Origin of the sequence: Neorhizobium tomejilense, assembly GCF_964254135.1 — a bacterium.
Lineage (GTDB): Bacteria > Pseudomonadota > Alphaproteobacteria > Rhizobiales > Rhizobiaceae > Neorhizobium > Neorhizobium tomejilense.
This window is the reverse complement of record NZ_CAXUSO020000001.1, coordinates 1,542,706-1,559,577: the sequence shown is the minus strand read 5'-3', so window position 1 is coordinate 1,559,577 and position 16,872 is coordinate 1,542,706. Positions and strand designations below refer to the sequence as shown.

The 16,872-nt window shown below is 62.5% G+C and carries 12 protein-coding genes; 3 read left to right on the top strand and 9 right to left on the bottom strand.

Annotated elements, in window-relative coordinates:
* The first annotated feature begins 132 nt into the window (after positions 1–132).
* Complete coding sequence (locus ACSQ3G_RS08010; protein WP_436109621.1) at positions 133–681, top strand: DUF922 domain-containing Zn-dependent protease; 549 nt, start codon at positions 133–135, stop codon at positions 679–681.
* Positions 682–1,111: 430 nt separating this feature from the next.
* Here ACSQ3G_RS08010 and ACSQ3G_RS08005 read toward each other — a convergent pair whose 3' ends face one another.
* Positions 1,112–1,432 (bottom strand): 2Fe-2S iron-sulfur cluster-binding protein, encoded by a 321-nt coding sequence (locus ACSQ3G_RS08005; protein WP_046638420.1) that lies wholly within the window; start codon positions 1,430–1,432, stop codon positions 1,112–1,114.
* Positions 1,433–1,573: 141 nt separating this feature from the next.
* Positions 1,574–1,942, bottom strand: coding sequence for an Hpt domain-containing protein (locus ACSQ3G_RS08000; protein ID WP_436111687.1), 369 nt, complete (start codon positions 1,940–1,942; stop codon positions 1,574–1,576).
* A gap of 479 nt (positions 1,943–2,421) precedes the next feature.
* On the opposite strand from ACSQ3G_RS08000, the gene ACSQ3G_RS07995 reads away from it, so the two are divergent.
* Entirely contained in the window at positions 2,422–8,805 is a 6,384-nt protein-coding gene (locus ACSQ3G_RS07995; protein ID WP_436109620.1) for an apolipoprotein A-IV repeat region-like domain-containing protein, read from the top strand.
* Between the two features lie 146 nt (positions 8,806–8,951).
* On the opposite strand, the gene ACSQ3G_RS07990 is transcribed toward ACSQ3G_RS07995, so the two are convergent.
* The 5 genes from ACSQ3G_RS07990 to ACSQ3G_RS07970 form a co-directional block, all read right to left on the bottom strand.
* Entirely contained in the window at positions 8,952–9,461 is a 510-nt protein-coding gene (locus ACSQ3G_RS07990; RefSeq protein ID WP_436109619.1) for an NUDIX hydrolase, read from the bottom strand.
* Positions 9,462–9,592: 131 nt separating this feature from the next.
* The gene (locus ACSQ3G_RS07985; RefSeq protein ID WP_105401343.1) at positions 9,593–10,207 is read right to left on the bottom strand and encodes an ABC-type transport auxiliary lipoprotein family protein; all 615 of its coding nucleotides are present in this window, start codon (positions 10,205–10,207) and stop codon (positions 9,593–9,595) included.
* Positions 10,208–10,244: 37 nt separating this feature from the next.
* Positions 10,245–11,615: an MlaD family protein gene (locus ACSQ3G_RS07980; RefSeq protein ID WP_436109618.1), complete on the bottom strand. Its 1,371-nt coding sequence runs from the start codon at positions 11,613–11,615 to the stop codon at positions 10,245–10,247.
* A gap of 8 nt (positions 11,616–11,623) precedes the next feature.
* Positions 11,624–12,469, bottom strand: coding sequence for an ABC transporter ATP-binding protein (locus tag ACSQ3G_RS07975; RefSeq protein WP_436109617.1), 846 nt, complete (start codon positions 12,467–12,469; stop codon positions 11,624–11,626).
* On the bottom strand, positions 12,469–13,578 hold the full coding sequence (locus tag ACSQ3G_RS07970; protein WP_105401459.1) for an ABC transporter permease: 1,110 nt from the start codon (positions 13,576–13,578) through the stop codon (positions 12,469–12,471). The genes ACSQ3G_RS07975 and ACSQ3G_RS07970 overlap by 1 nt, the downstream gene beginning before the upstream one ends.
* A gap of 153 nt (positions 13,579–13,731) precedes the next feature.
* Here ACSQ3G_RS07970 and dgcA point away from each other — a divergent pair, with 153 nt between their 5' ends.
* Entirely contained in the window at positions 13,732–14,715 is a 984-nt protein-coding gene (gene dgcA / locus ACSQ3G_RS07965) for an N-acetyl-D-Glu racemase DgcA (RefSeq protein ID WP_105416185.1), read from the top strand.
* On the opposite strand, the gene ACSQ3G_RS07960 is transcribed toward dgcA, so the two are convergent.
* Both ACSQ3G_RS07960 and ACSQ3G_RS07955 read right to left on the bottom strand, forming a co-directional pair.
* Positions 14,685–15,872, bottom strand: a complete 1,188-nt coding sequence (locus tag ACSQ3G_RS07960; RefSeq protein ID WP_046669587.1) for an MFS transporter — start codon at positions 15,870–15,872, stop codon at positions 14,685–14,687. The two genes, dgcA and ACSQ3G_RS07960, sit on opposite strands and share 31 nt — an antisense overlap.
* A gap of 109 nt (positions 15,873–15,981) precedes the next feature.
* Positions 15,982–16,785, bottom strand: coding sequence for a UDP-2,3-diacylglucosamine diphosphatase (locus tag ACSQ3G_RS07955; RefSeq protein ID WP_172717146.1), 804 nt, complete (start codon positions 16,783–16,785; stop codon positions 15,982–15,984).
* Positions 16,786–16,872: the final 87 nt, after the last annotated feature.

The window sequence follows — 16,872 nt, the reverse complement described above, 5'->3', positions numbered from 1 at the left end:
GTTGCGCTCAGGCTGGCTATGCCCCAAGGTCCCCATAAGTTCAACGTCGCAGGCCATAGAATGTTCTCCATGCGCAGAGTCCGCCGGTTTTTCGGTGTCTTTCTTCTCCTCTGCGTGATCCCTGAGACGGCCATGGCAGAACCGATCATCAACAAGACCTATTCCTATTTCCGGATCGGCGGCCGCACGGCCGAGGACCTCGACAAGGAACTGGAAAACCGCGGCCCTCTCACCCGCAGCACCGGCCATCGCCATCCCGGCGCCACCGAAATCAAGTTCGGCGGCGACGTCACCTATGTGGAAAAGGGCGGGCGCTGCTCGGTCGGCGGGTCGCGTGTGACACTCCGAACCCACATTATCCTGCCGCGCTGGGGCAATCGCGGCCGTGCCACCGCCGATCTCGGCTTCATCTGGGATACCTTGTCGAAGGACATCAAGCGCCACGAGGAGCGGCATGCGGAAATCGCCCGCAACCACGCGCGCCAACTCGAACGGGAACTGCTTAGCCTCCCCGCCAACAGAACCTGCGATGCGCTGGAAAGACAGGTGGCGGAGACGACCCGCCGCGTTCTCGAGGCGCATGACCGGGAGCAGCTGCGGTTCGACCAGATCGAGGCGGCCAATTTCGACTCGCGGATGATTCGGCTACTGCAGTATCGCCTGAAGCGATCCGGCAATTGATCCGCTTTTTGGGGTGAATCAGCCCCACCAACCGCGCCCAGGCTTTTGCCGAGCTTGCGCCATCCCTCGTCAATGACGGGTGATTTATGGTGATAGTCTAAAATACGAATCCCAGATATAACCTAAGACATAGCTTACCTACCAACGCTTCGAAAGACGAAGCAGATGAGGTAGATAGCCGCAGGATCAGCGTACCTTTCCGGTTTTCGGACCGATGTGTCGGACGCGGTTGCTTCAGGTGTTCCTGAGTTTGGTTTCCAGTGTTTAGTTCTCCTGGCGCGTCTTCAAGCCGCAGGTGGTTCCTCCCTCCCCTGCTGGTGATGCGCCCGCCTGGCCTCGCTTGCCGCTTTTGCGGAGCGAGGCTTTTTTTTGCCCGGAGACACCTTTGCGCGGAGCCAGGCATGTCGGCAAAGTGGCGATCAGGCCAAGATCAGGCTTGACGCTCGGGTACGTTGACCACGAGCCCGTCGAGATCCGCCTTGATCTTGATCTGACAGGAGAGGCGCGAGGTCGGCTTCACCTCGAAGGCGAAGTCGAGCATGTCTTCCTCCATGGGAGCCGGCGGGCCGACCTTTTCGGTCCAGGCCTCGTCGACATAGACATGACAGGTGGCGCAGGCGCAGGCACCGCCGCATTCGGCCTCGATGCCGGGAACGGAATTGCGAACCGCATTCTCCATAACGGTGGAGCCCGGTTCGGCTTCGATATCGAAGCGCGTTCCGTCAAAGGCAACGATGGTCAGTTTCGTCATGATAGGGAAATCCGGGATGTTGAAGGGTCAGGGCACACTATTTAAGGGCGCTGTCTTCCGATAAAACCCCCGCGCAGTCAACATTTTCGGGCGCCGCCGGCTGTTCAATCGGCGCCCTTGCGTACCGATTCGGCGAATCGCTCAGCGGCAGAGCTTGTTGATGAAGTTTTCGGCCTCGACGACGGCGGCAGCGACCGAGGCCCGCAACGAGGCGTCGGAGGCGTTGTCTTCAAGACGCTCGGCAGCGGTCGAAACCTTGAAGGCGCCGACGGCGCTGGCCGCACCCTTCAGGCGATGCGCGGCTGCGACGACATAGGCGCTGTCGGCGCTTGCGATGTCATGCAGTGCGCGGCGTGCCTGGCGCGCGAACATCTGGAGCACTTCGATTTCGAGGGTCTTGTCGCCCGTGGTCTGTGTCGCGAGATGAACGAGATCGATCGGACGGGACTGGGAAGGGCTACCGCCCCTCAGCGTTTCTGGAGCTTCGAACGCGATACTGACCGCTGCCATTGCCATGAACCTGTTTTCCCTGTTGCTCTTCTGATAATGTCCCGAATTGTGCGGGCCAATCGGAGCTATCCCGTTAAATTCCGGCACAATCTGGGCCGGTTTCTTCCCATATGGTTAATTTCTGCTAAGCTCCCGGGATTTTAGGAGTTTTGCATCTTCGTATGGTTTAAATTCTGTTAACAACATTCCACGGCATCATTCGAAGGCAGGCGTCTTAATTGTGCAGGGTGGCCGAATGTGCCACTACAATACGCCTAAGGTGGCGAGGAATATCGTCCTTTTGCCCCGGATGGTAGGTTGGTAAGCTTTCATTATCATCCGTTTGAAAGAACGGCCATCCGACTTGAAAATGAATAGGAAACTGGAAATCCGCTTTGTGGGTGGAAAGTTTCCGGCAGGCAGCGTTCCATCTGTCGGTCTGCGGGCGGCAGCGCGTCAGATGGGATTTGCCGGGCGAGTATGTAACGAGGCGTAACCGCATGGCAAAGAACCCTAGCAGCGAGTCGATCGATGAGACGGCGTTCCAGGCGTTGGAAGATGCCCTAAAAATCAACTTCAACGATGATCAGTCGCGCCAAAGATCAGTGCCCCATGCCTCGGAGGCCAGAGTGCCAGACACTAACAAACCGCGTCAGACCCAGTACCAGGACGATGCCGCCGAATCATACAGATCGGCAGCCACCGAGACCGCTGCCAAATCCCCCACGTTCCAGCCCGCCAACGATGCGGGCAAACGCAGTTCGACTGCAATCCTGCGGACGCTGGAAGGCGGCGCGATGCGCTCGTCCATCCGCAATGCGGTGATCGTCTCGATCCTCTGGGCAATCGGCGGCATCGCGCTCGGGCAGATGATCTACGGCAACCAGCTCTGGCAGATCACCTCGGTCGAAGGCGTTCTCGCCGCTCCCGGCATTGTCGCGCTGGCGGTCTGTATCCTCATTCCCATCATGCTGTTCTTCGCCTTCGCGATCATGATGGCCCGCGCCCAGGATCTGAGAACCGCCGCCCGCTCGATGGCCGAGGTCGCGCTTCGCCTGTCCGATCCGGAAACCGTCGCCTCCGAGCGTATCATGAGCGTCGGCCAGGCCGTGCGCCGCGAAGTCTCGGCAATGAACGAAGGCATCGAGCGTACCATCGCCCGCGCCGCCGAGCTCGAGACGCTCGTGCATTCGGAAGTGAATGCGCTGGAGCGGAGCTTCACCGACAACGAACTGCGCGTTCGCGGCCTCGTCCACGAACTCGGCGCCGAACGCGACGCGATCGTCAACCATGCCGAGCGCATCCGTTCGTCGATCGTCGGGGCCCATGATCAGCTCAAGGAAGAGCTGTCGCTTGCGACCGAAGAAATCTCCATTCGCCTGGCGACTTCAGGCGAAGCCTTTGCCTCGATGATCGAGACGCGCGGCGCGGCGCTGATGGAAAAATCCAACGCGGCCGGCGAAGCACTCGGCAGCCTGCTGACGACAAAGACCGAAAACCTGCTGCAGACGCTCAACTCCTCCGGTTTCGCACTCGCCCACGAGTTCGACGAGCGGATGGAAGCGATCAATACCGTGCTGTCTCAGCGCGGCCAGGCGCTTCTCAACGAATTCCAGACGCGCGCCTCTTCTCTCGACGCCAATACCGAAAAGCTCAACGCGGCGCTTGCGGACCGCACCCGTCAGCTGAACGAGACGCTGCTGGCCCGCACGAAGGAAATCACTGACGGACTTGCCGAAAGCGAACAGACGCTCACCGGTTCGCTCGGCGGCATCCTTGCGGCTCTCAACAGCTCGCTCGAAGAAAAGAGCTCGTCTTTCCGCCAGAACCTGCAAAGCACGGTCGAAGACGTTGTCCTCGACCTCGACATGCGCACCGGCTTCTTCGAAGAGCGCCTGCAGACGACGGTCGGCCTGCTCAGCACGACCTTCGACGACAGCATCTCGCAGTTCACCTCCGCATTCGACCAGCGCGCCGGCACGCTCGACAGCAAGCTGATGGACAGCCTCGCCCGCATCAACGAAACAGTGGCAAGCGGTTCGGATGCGATCGAAAACATCCTGTCGTCCAGCGTCGAGCGCATCAGTTCCTCGCTGACCGACCAGTCGCTCGCACTCGAGACGACGCTCGGCACCGGCCAGGAGATGCTGGATGCCATGCTCGGAAGCCGCTCGCGCGAACTGTCCGACGCATTGTCGGCCCGCAGCACTGAAATTCAGGATACGCTGGCCTCCCGCGCCACCGAAATCCAGGATGCACTCGTCACGCACACCGGGGAACTCCAGGACGTCCTCGGATCAAGGACCAGCCAGCTTCGGGATGTACTCGGAACACGCACCAGCGAACTCCAGTCCGTGCTCGTCTCACGCACCGAGGAACTTCAGGGAGCCCTTGAAGCACGCACCAGCGAGTTCCAGGACGTCATCACCACGCGCACCGGCGCACTCCACGAAGCACTGGAAACACGCACCACCGAGCTCCAGGACGTATTGACGACGCGCACCAGCGAACTCCAGGGCGTACTCGCCTCGGGCACCGGGGAACTGCACGGCGTACTCGGGACGGGCACCACCGAGCTTCAGGACGCGCTTGCATTGCGCACCGGCGAACTCAAGGATGTGTTTGTATCCGGCACCGGCGAACTTCACGCCGGCTTTGCCAACGCTCGTCAGGACATCGAAACAACGATCGCCGACCGCAGCAGCAGCCTTCTCAGCACGCTTTCGGAAAACCAGGCAAAGTTCGAACAGAGCCTGGCCATCCGCTCGGGCGCCATTGTCGCTGCCCTTTCCGGCAGCCACGATCATCTGACCGAAGTGCTGAGCCAGAAAGCCAGTGCGATCGAAACGCTGATGTCCGGCGCACCGGAGCGGCTCGCCGGCATGTTCGACGAAAAGTCGGAGCACATCTCGCGCACGCTCATTGCCAGCGAACAGCGGCTCGGTGACGAGCTGGGTCGGCGCGCTTCCGAAATGCAGACGTCGCTCGATACCAACCGCGAGCGGATTTCCGAAATCCTCGAAGACAAGTCGATGGAACTCGCCACGTCCTTCGCGCTCGGCGAAGATCGCCTCGCCGGCATGCTCGACGAGAAGTCGGATTCCATCACCCGCGCACTTTCGGAAACCGAACAGCGCATGAGCGGAGACCTGGCCCGCCGTAGCTCGGAAATCAACGAGGCGCTGGGCGTCAACCGGGACAGGCTCGCAGAAATCCTCGACGACAAGTCGATGGAGATCGCCACCTCCTTCGCGCTTGGCGAAGACCGCCTCGCCAGCATGCTGGACGAAAAGTCGACGGCAATCGCCAACACCTTCATCGATGCCGATGTCCGCATCGAGCAATCCTTCGCGGCCCGCGCCGAAGCGATCCGCAACGCCTATGCCGATAACCAGCTCAATCTCGACCTGTCGCTCGAAAACCGGACGGCCGAGATCGCCCGCGTTCTCGAAAGCGGCGGCGATCGCCTCGAACAAACCGTCGGCAGCGCAAGCGGCCGCATCGAGACCGCGCTCACAACCGGCGCACAGCGTTTCGAAACGGGCATGGCGGACGGACTGGAGCGTGTCGAAGCCGTTCTCGGCTCGACGCAGGAGCGTATCGCCGCAACCATCGGCCTTGGTCACCAGCAGCTGGAAACGACGCTCGGCTCCGGTTACGAGCAGATTCGCGACACCCTGGACGACCGCACGAAGTCACTCACGACAACGCTCAGCGACGCCCAGAGCCAGATCGGCGACCTGATGCAGGATCAGGTCACCTCCTTCGGAACCTCGATCGCGGCCAGCGCTGGAATGCTGGAAATGTCGCTCGAAACGCAGCAGAGCGCGCTGCGCGACGCTATCGACACTGCGGGGCAGTCGCTCGAAGAACGTCTGCGTGACAATGTCGGCACGCTCGCCGTCCGGCTTTCCGATGCCGCGAGCGAAATCGGCCGCTCGGCCGACGCCTTCTCCAACCGCATCCGCCAGACGGTCGGCGGGGTTCAGGGCGCACTCGAAGAAACCGGCAGCCGCATCGAAACGACGTTCGGTGGGCTCGAAGGCCGGATCCGGGGCGAAATCCTTGAGGCGGCCCAGCTCGTCGACGAGGCGGGCGTCAATCTTTCCACCACGCTCACCAACCGCACGGCCGATCTGGAACGTGTCGCCGTCGAAGCTTCGGACCGCATCACCGAGACCATGGATGGTCGCACCGCCCGTATCGAGGAACGCCTCGGCACGATCGACCGCGCGCTGACCATCGGTCTCGACAACGTCACCAAGACCATCGAAAGCAAGGCCGTTGGCCTTGCCTCGACGCTGCGCGAAGCAGTCGGCGCCGCGGCCCAGAGCATGGACAGCGAAGCCACCCGCTCCGCCGAAGTGCTGGCGCGTGCCGGTGCCGAGTTCACCGAGGAACTCACCAACCGCAACGCCGAATTCACCAAGGCGATCGAGGAACGTTCCACCCAGATCGTCGGCCGGATTTCGGAAACCCAGAACCGGCTCGCCGGCCAGGCGGCAACCGTAGCACTTGCCTTCTCGGAAGCCGGCAATGCGATCGTCCACAAGGTCGCGGAAGCCGACAGCCTGGTGAAGCGCCAGGTCACGGCAATCTCCGAGGCGCTGGACGAAGCACAGAAAGCACTCGACTCGCGCGGCGACGGTATCCGCACCACGCTTGCCGATACCGCGAACCAGCTCGACACCGCCATGGACGCCGTCGACCGGGCACTCGCGGCCCGCGGTGACGCCATCCACTCGGCTCTCGACGCCCGCGCCCGCGATCTGAACTCGATGCTCGCCGGCCGCTCGGCTGAATTGGCACGCCTTCTCGATGAAAAGGCAAAGCCCATGGTCGAGGAATATGCCGCGAGTGGCCGAACCGCCATCGAACAGATGACGACCGCTGCCCAGCAGGGTGCAGAGCTTCTCTCGGCCGCAGCGCAGGAAACATCGGCACGGCTTTCCTCCGCCGCGGAAGAGACGACCGCGCGGCTTTCCTCCGCTACGGAAGAATCGACGGCGCGCATTCGCAACGAGAACTCGGCGCTTGTCGACGCGATCGCCGCGCGGACCAACGAGACGCTCGCCGCCATCACGCAGCGGACCGAAAGTGCCGCCGGCACCATGCGTCACGTCGAACAGGGCCTGTCAGCCAGCGTCAACAGCCTCATCGACAAGCTGGCGGAAAGCAATTCGAACATTTCCGCGATGGTCCAGGAGACAGCGAAGGAATTCGGCAGCACCGCCGATGCCGTCGCCCATCACCTTTCGGAAGCCGACCGCAAGCTCAGCGTCACGGCCAACCGGTTCGTGCAGTCGGCAACCAACTCCGCCGATATCGTTTCCGGCTCGACCCGCATGCTCGAAGACAATATCGGCCGTATGTCGGACGTCTTCGGCAATACGCTCGAGCAGGTCAGCAGCCTCGTCGGCCGTTTCGATGACCACTCGAGGGTGCTTGTCGAAGCATCTGAACTCCTCGGTGCGGCACAGTCCAATCTCGTCAGCACGCTGGACGAACGCCAGAATGCACTGCGCAACCTGTCGACCGGCCTTGTCAAGCGTTCCGAGGAAATCGAGACGACGATGCGCAGCCTGACGACCCTGGTCGACGGCGCTTTCGAGCGGGCGGAAGAACGTTCGCTGCAGGTCGGCTCGCGGCTTCGCGAAAGCCTGCATGCCTCGTTTGCCGATATCGGCCGGACGCTCGGGGAAACCCAGCATCGCGCCGAAGTTACCGCCGATGCGATGCGCGAAGCGCTGATCAGCGCCGGCAGCGACGCCAACCACGCCATTGAGACGACGCTGTCTGACGCCGAGAAGCGCACCCGCGACCTTTCCGAGCGGATGCGCGGCAGCATTTCGCAGTCGCTCAGCGACGTCGAGCAGCTGCTGTCGGATGCCACCAGCCGCTCCGGCAGCGCCGCCGAACAGCTGCGCGACACGCTCCGGGAATCGGTCGAGGAAGCCATCAACCGCTTCGCCGGCGCGACCGACGAAATCCGCCGCTCTGCGCAGGATATCCGCCGCGAGCTGGATACGACCCGCACCGAACTCAAGCGCGGCGCCTTCGACCTGCCGGAAGAGGCCAAGGAAAGTGCGGCCGCCATGCGGCGTGCCGTCGCCGAGCAGATCAAGGCGCTGCAGGACATCTCGGCTCTGGTCGGTCGCTCGACGCAGAACTTCGAGATTGCCGAACCTTCGGCACCACGCCAGGCGCCTGCTCCGCAGCCGGCTCCTGCCCGCCAGCAGCCACAGCCTGCCGCCGCAGCCATCCAGCAACCGGCTCCGCCTGCGCCACGCAACGATCCCTATGCTGGAAACGCCCTGCGTGGCACGCTGCCGCTCGATCGGCAGGCACAGGCGCCCGTCGCCCGCGCACCGGAGCCACGCGGCACCGATGGCGGCTGGATCAGCGACCTGCTGCGCGGCGCATCGCGCGACGAGGTGGCGGAGGCACCGCCGGCGCCCCGTCAGCAGCCGCAGCCGGCACCACGTGCCGCCGAACCGGCCCCCGCTCCGCGCGGCAACGGCGACAACCGCAACCCGCGCCATATGGTGGAATCGCTGAATTCGCTGTCGGTCGATATCGCCCGTGCGATCGACCATGACGCCTCGGTCGACCTGTGGCGGCGTTACCAGCGCGGCGAGCGCGACGTGTTTACCCGTCGCCTCTACACGCTGAAGGGTCAGCAGACCTTCGACGAGATCAAGCGCAAGTACGACCGCGAACCGGAATTCCGCACCGCTGTCGACCGCTATATCGCCGATTTCGAAAAGCTGCTCGCCGACGTCGCCCGCACCGACCGCGACAAGACGGTAACCCAGAGCTACCTCACCTCGGACACGGGCAAGGTCTACACGATGCTGGCCCACGCCGCCGGCCGGTTCAACTAAGAACTGGATTGGAACTGCGCGAAGTTTAAAGCCGCCCTTTCAGGGCGGCTTTTTTGCTGGCGGATCGGTGCAGGTTCAGAAATCTTGAGTTGCCGGGACGGGCAGCGTCCCCAAGGACCGGGAAAGCTATCATTCCCGACGGGCTTCTAGGTGGCCGGTCCATCCCTGTGAACGATATGCTTCATCTCTTCCGGAATCGCGGTGAGAAGGCTGCGGAGGGGCAGAGGCTTCAGGTCAAACGCGTCCAAGTTATCGAGCGTCGGCAGCACCCAGCGAAACTCCAGATCGGTTTCACCGTCACGGCTGCGATGGATGATCTCGCGTTCGTCGAAAGCAAGGGGCCGAGACAGTTCAGCCTCGAAATAAAAGCCGATCTCATGAGCTTTTCGACCGCCGAGTTCAAAGAAGTTTTCGATCACGAAGCGAAGTGGCCCGATGCGGGCTTCACAGCCGATTTCTTCTTCGATCTCGCGCGCCAACGCATCGGCACCTGCCTCGTGAAATTCGACGCGTCCGCCGGGCAAAGCCCAAAAGGGATCGCTCACGGCGCGGTGAATCAGGATATGCCGGTTGGACCAGATCAGCGCACCAGCCCTGAATTGGAAGCGCGACGAGCCACGGTCAAGGACTATCATCGTTCTGCCGTGGTCATCCATAACTTCAACACCTGATTTTTTAGATCGCGGAGTCGATTGCCAGCCGGTTCCAAGGCGGATCAGCGACCGCAAGCTGATTCGATGCGAGCCAAGGTATTACCTACCGCCGAAACCAAAACGTCCTGCGAGCATCACATCGACTTCAGCGACCAGTCGACGATCTCGGCGCCGACCTTGGCGAAGGCGCGATCCAGGGCCTCGATGAAATCGCGGTTCTCGGCGCCCGAGACCGGTGCGGTTGCCTTGAACACGCTCTGGGCGCGCACGGTGCCGTTGCGGTCGTTGAGGATCTTTGCCGAGATTTCAACGTTGGCCAGACGCGGGCTGCCGGCCGTGACCTCGAAGGCGCGGATATCGGTCACGACCTGATAGTCGATCGCGAGGCCCTGCCCCGGCTTGCCGACGCCGCCGAGGCGACCGGAATTCTCGAAGGCCTCCACCAGCTTAGACTGGACGAGCGCCGGCAGGCGGTCTCCCCAGCGGGAATCGGCGAGATACTGGATTTCGGAAGCTGAAACGCGCACCACGACCTGTTCGCTGTTCAGCAATTTCAGCGCCGTCGGTTCGGGCACCAGGATCTGTCGGTTGCGGGCAGAGACGCCCTGGCCGGACGGGGTGATCGACAGGTCGAACGTGTCGTTGTTGGCCTTGCTGCCGCAGCCGCCCAACAGCGCCGCGACAAGCGGCAGCGCAAGCAGAACCGGGGCACGGGCCGCGCGTCGCATCAGAACCTCAGAACCGGTCATCAAAATCCCACTCTTTCCATCACTGAAAATGCCCCGCCTACCGCCGCGTTCTGCCGTCATATTCCTTCACCGTCTCGCCGCCGAAAATCAGCCGCTGCGGGTTCTGGTCGAAATTGGTGATCGTCTGGTCGAGCGACTGCACCGTGCGGCGCGCATCGTTGACCAGCGTCTGGATGTCCCTCAGGCCGCCTGCCGAAAAGCGCGACAGGTTGTCGGCGATCGGCCCGACCCTCGCATTGATGTTATCGGCAACGGTGCGGAAGGATTCCAGTGTCTTGCGCGCCTCGGCGAACAGGCCTTGCGAATCGTCGCTGGAAACGAGCCCGTCCACCTTGGCAAGAATGCCGTCGACGCGGCTCGAAGCGTCATTGAGTTTCTTTGCCAGATCGGTGAAATCGCCGATCGCGCGGTCGATATCGTCCTTGCGGTGCGCGAAATTGTCGACCACGCTGCGGGCTGAGCCGATGGTCTGGCGGGCGTCCTCGGAGGCGGCGGTGATATTGCGGATCGTCGTCGCGACCTGGTCGGTATTGACGGCACCCAGCACGGTATCGGCGCGCTTCAGAAGAACCTGGGCGTCCGCTCCCGCCTTCTCGAAATTGGCGGCGGCGTTGCGGACATTGGTCACCAGGTCGTCGAACTTATCCGAGGCCGTGGCGATATTGCGGGTGGCGCGCTCCGTGTTGGAGACCACTGCGTTGATCTTTTCCGCATCGATCGCGCTCACCAGCCGTTCGGCGGCTGCAAGCGTCGAGTTCAGCGTTCCGGAAACCCGGTCGATCGTCGTCGAAAGCGTCGAGAGGCTGTTCAGGAACTTGTCGATGCTGGCGGAATTCTGGGCCAGCGCCGAGGTGAAGGTTTCCACATTGCGGATCGTCTGGGTGAGCGGACCTCTGGCATCGGCGACGAAGCCTTGAATATCGCTGATCGCCGCGTCTGCCCGGTCGAGGATCTTGTCGGCGGTGGCGAGCAGGTTGGTGACGCTCGACTGCTCGGCGATCAACACGGCCGGCCGGCCGCTCTCGATCGATTTCTGGAGGATGTTCTCCTCCCCCTTGGCGCCGCCGGAAAGCTCGATATAGGCGGCCCCCGTCAGGCCCTGCACTTCGAGTGCAGCCTGGGTGGACTGGTAGACGGGCGCATCGGCCCGCACCTCGGTGAAGGCGATCGAATAACGGGGATCGTCCGGGTCGATCGTGAGGCTGCGCACCGAACCGACCGGAATGCCGTTGAAGCGAACCGGAGAGCCGACCGACAAGCCGTTCGCCGAGCCCGGGATGCGGATCGCCAGTTCGGCCGTCGGTCCGCCGCGGCCGGATTGCGCCATCCAGTAGACGAAGCCGAAAGCGGCAGCGATCACCAGCAAGGTGAAGAAACCGACAAGGGCGTAGTTGGCTCTGGTTTCCATAGATTACGTCACTCTTCTACTTCTGCCGCAGGCTGCTTTTCTTGGACCACGACTGACCGCGCCCGCTTGCCGCGGAAATAGGACTTTACCCATGGATCGTCACAGGCAAACATATCCTCTAGCGTACCCTCGACCAAGACCCGTTTCTCTCCAAGCACAGCAATTCTGTCGCAGACCGAGAAGAGACTGTCGAGGTCGTGGGTCACCATGTAGACGGTCAGGCCCAGCGTATCGCGCAGCCTGGCGATCAGCGCGTCGAAATCGGCAGCGCCGATAGGATCGAGGCCGGAGGTCGGCTCATCGAGGAAAACGAGGTCCGGGTCGAGCGCCAGGGCACGGGCAAGCGCAGCGCGCTTGATCATGCCGCCCGACAGTTCGGATGGATATTTGTCGGCGGCGTCAGGCGGCAGGCCGACCATCTCGATCTTCAGGTAGGCGAGCTCGTCCATCAGCGACTGCGGCAGATCGAGATATTCGCGCATCGGCAGTTGAATGTTTTCCTTCACCGTCAGGGCCGAGAACAGCGCTCCGTGCTGGAAGAGCACGCCAAGCCGCGTGTCGAGCGCCATGCGCTCGTCTTCCGAGACGGTGTCGTAATCGGCGCCGAGAATATGGATCGTGCCGGAACGGTGCGGCAGAAGGCTGAGGACGGTGCGCATCAACACCGATTTGCCGGTGCCGGATGCACCGACGAAACCCAGGATTTCGCCGCGATAGATGTCCAGGTTCAGGTGGTCGAGCACCAGCTTTTCGCCGAAGCCGACCGTCAGGTCGCGGACCGACAGCACCACCTGCCGGCCATTCGACTTGTCGTTGATCGTGGTCTGCTGCGCCTTTTCCAAACCGTTCTCCATCAGAAATCGATCGCGGAATAGAAAAGGGCGAACATCGCGTCTATGAAGATGACGGCGAAGATCGATTTCACCACCGAGGTGGTGACGTGCTGGCCGAGCGATTCGGCGCTGCCGCCGACCTTCATGCCCTCGACGGCGGCGACGATGCCGATCGCCAGCGCCATGAACGGCGCCTTGATCATGCCCGAGGCGACGGAGGTATGGTCGATCGCCTCATGGAGGCGCGACAGATAGGTATCGAAGGTGATGCCGGAATAGGCAAGAGCAACGACGGCCGCTCCGAACAGGGCCGAAAAGTTGGCGATGATCGTCAACAGCGGCAGCGCCACGGTCAGGGCCACGAGGCGCGGAAAAATCAGCACGCCGACTGGATTGAGACCGATCACCGTCAATGCGTCGATCTCCTCGCGCATCTTCATCGACCCGATCTCGGCGGTGATGGCGCTGCCCGAACGGCCGGCGATCATGATCGCGGTCAGCAGCACGCCGATCTCGCGAAGCTGCAGGATGCCGACCAGATCGACGACAAAAATCTCGGCCCCGAAATACCGGAGCTGGAAGGCGCCCTGCTGGGCGATGATAGCGCCGATCAGGAAGGACATCAGCACGATGATCGGCACCGCGCGCACGCCCATGCGGTCGATATGGGTGACGACCGAGGCCGGCGACACGCCGGCACCACGGCCGAATTTCATCTGCGCACCGCGAACCGCCGAGCCGAGAATATGCATGGCTGCGTAGAAATCGCCGCCGAGCGAGACCATCACTTGGCCGACCGGAGCAAACAGGCGTTCGAACAGGTTTCCCTTAGCTCCGCCGTCCGCAGGCGGCGCAGGAACGTGTTCCGGCAAGACGCCGATCAGTTCCCGGATGGGGCCTTCGCCGCCCACCAGGGCCGCTTCTCCGCCCTGCCCGCCCTTGGCGGTCATCAGCCGCCGGATAAGCCAGGCACCGGCTGTATCGACGCCGGTGATCCCGGAAAGATCGATCTCCACCTTGCCCCGGTTTGCGGCATTTTCGAACCGCTCGAACTCCTTGAGCACAGGTGCTATCGTCGGGCCGCGCCATTCGCCGGCCAATACGTATCGTTCACCGCCATCGCCGGGCATATTTTCGGCCTTGATTTCGGCTGGCTGGAACGTCACGTGTTTCTTTCGCGCTTAAGCTTGTCAGAAGTTTCAATACGATGCGGTTGATCGCACTTTCGAGACCGGCAATATAGCTGCGTCATAGGGATTTGCCACAACGGGACGCGTAAAACCATGAGCCGTCACCTCGAAGCCACAATAGAGACGTTTCCAATCTCCGGTTCGTTCACGATCTCCCGCGGCTCGAAGACCGAGGCGGAAGTCATCACCTGCGCCGTCCGTGAAAACGGCGTTTCCGGCCGCGGCGAATGTGTGCCTTACAAGCGTTATGGCGAGAGCCTGGACAGCGTGATGGCGGAGCTCGAAGCGGTCTCCGATGCCATCCGCGCCGGTCTGAGCCGTGCAGAACTGCAGAGGCGGATGAAGCCCGGCGCCGCCCGAAATGCCGTCGACTGCGCTCTATGGGACCTCGAGGCGAAGCTAAATGGGCAGCGCGTTGCCGATATGATCGGCGCCATCAGCCGCAAACCCTTCGTCACCGCTTTCACACTGTCGCTGGGCGAACCGGAGGACATGGCGGCCGAAGCTGCAAGGAACGCGCAACGTCCGCTCCTCAAGGTCAAGCTCGGAACGAACAACGACGAGGCGCGGCTGAGGGCTGTTCGCGACGCAGCACCGGCCGCGCGGATCATCGTCGATGCGAACGAAGGATGGACCGAGGAAAACCTCGCCCACCACATGGCGATTGCCGCGGAAACCAATGTGTCGTTGATCGAACAGCCATTGCCTGCCGGCCGGGATGCGGCGCTCGGCCGTATCCGCCGCCTCGTTTCCGTCTGCGCCGATGAAAGCGTGCACGCCACGGAGGACCTGGAAAGCCTTCGCGACCGGTACGACGCGGTCAACATCAAGCTCGACAAGACCGGCGGACTGACCGAGGCGCTGGCGATGAAGGCGGAAGCACAGCGGCTCGGATTTGCCGTGCTGATCGGCTGCATGGTCGGCTCGTCGCTCGCCATGGCGCCGGCCGTGCTGCTGGCCCAGGATGCCGACTATGCGGATCTCGACGGGCCGCTGCTGCTTTCCCGCGACCGGCCGGACGGGCTGCGTTACGAAGGTTCCCTCGTCTATCCGCCGGAAGCGACCCTCTGGGGCTGAATTCTTGCCGCAAGCGCGATGATCGACAGGCCGACCAGCGCCAGAACCGACATCGCCACATAGCTCGTCGGGCCAAACTGGCGGTAGAGTACGCCGGAAAGCACCGTCGCAAGCGCCAAAAAGACGCCGTTGTAAAAGACATAGGCGCCCTGCATCGAGGCTTCCTGGTCTTCGCGCACCGCCTCGACCAGCCGGTGCTGGATGCCGATATGGACGAAGGCGAACGTGAAGGCGTGAGTGGCCTGCAGCGCCAGATATCCCCAGAAATCGAGCGGCATCGGAAAGAGCGTCCAGCGGACCACCGCGACCGCGCATCCGACCCGCATCAGCGTCCAGGGAGAAATCCGTCTGGCGATCCAGCCCGCCGCGAAAAAGACGATGATCTCCGACACGACGGCCGCGCTCCACAGGACGCCGATCGAGCCGCTCGAAAACCCGATCTGCTGCCAGTGGATGGTGCCGAACGTATAGAACATGCCGTGCCCTGCCTGCGCCACCGACGCGCCGATCATCAGCACGTGCAGGTCGAGCCTTCTGAGCGAACTCGGCTGAGGCATCCTGTCCGGGTCCGGCCTTGCAACCGCCCGGCCGAGCTTCGGAGCCGCGAAGGCAACGGCGACGGTCAGGAGAAAACCGACCGCTATCGCCCACGGAATAGCCTGGAAACCCCAGAAGCCGCGCAGTTCGCCGACGAGGAGCGCCACCGCCACGAAGCCGACTGATCCCCAGACGCGCATCGAACCATACTGAAAACCCCAGCGCCGGACCCCGCTGACGGCGATCGATTCGACGATCGGCGCATAGGGCGCGAAGACCGCCGCCTGAACGGCGATGACGATGAGAACCGGCCAGAAGTCGCGGGTGAAGAACATCGCGAATGCCGTCAACAACGACAACGCGCCGGACCAGGCGAGCATCAGGGTCCGTTCCGTCATGCGGTCGGCAAGCAGGCCGGCAACCGGGGCGGCGGCCACCCGCAGGAAAAGCTGGGCTGCGAGCACGAGGCCGATTTCGAATTCGGTAAAGGCAAGCCCGTCGAGCCAGACGGGCAGATAGGGCAGAATCACGCCGTTCACCCCGAGCGGCGCCCCATAGGCGATCGCGCAGCGCAACTGGAAGAACCGGGGCGCTGTCTGCGCCGTATTTGAGGGAATCACGATTTCACGGGTGGGTTGCTGAAGTTTCAGCTTACCTAACACACACCCTTGTGCCTGCCTATGGCAAGATATAGCCCTCTGGCAGGCCGGTCCATCTGTTGCAGGCCGCTCAGGCGGCCCGCATGTCCTCGATGGATTGCGGCGCCGGCAAGGACTTGATTTCCGCCGTGGCGGCCATGTTCTGCCAGGAAATCAATTCCAGCGTGCCGTCGAAATTCTCGGCAATTGCCGTGCAGCTTTCCACCCAGTCGCCGGTATTGACGTAGTGGATGCCGTCGATGTCCTCCATGACGGCGTGATGGATATGGCCGCAGATGACGCCATCGACATTGTTGCGGCGGGCTTCGTCGGCGACGACCCGCTGGAACTCGCCGATGAAATTGACCGCGTGCTTGACCTGCAGCTTGGCCCAGGCGGAGAAGGACCAGTATGGCATGCCGAGGCGGCGGCGGATGGCGGCCAGCCCGATATTGATGACGATCGCCGCGTCATAGGCCCAGTCGCCGAGATAGGCGAGCAGGCGGGCGTTGCGGACCACGACGTCGAATTCGTCGCCATGCAGGACCAGGTATTTCTTGCCGTCGGCCATTTCGTAGATTTCGCGCTCGGCGACTTCGATGCCGCCGAAATGCGTGCCCGGGAAGGAACGCAGGAATTCGTCGTGGTTGCCGGGGATGTAGACGATGCGGGTGCCCTTGCGCGCCTTGCGCAGCAGCTTCTGGACCACGTCGTTGCAGCCCTGCGGCCAATACCAATTGCGCTTCAGCCGCCAGCCGTCGACGATGTCGCCGACCAGGAAAATGGTATCCGCTTCATGATAGCGCAGGAAATCCAGGAGGAAGTCCGTTCGGGCTGCCTTGGAGCCCAGATGAACGTCCGAAATGAAGAGCGTTCTGAAATGTCTTGTATCCATCTCACCGGTCACGAAGTCGTCCTTTCGCTGCCGCTTCTGATGGCTTCAAAACCAGACTCGTGTTTCAGGATGATGACAGGATGCCGC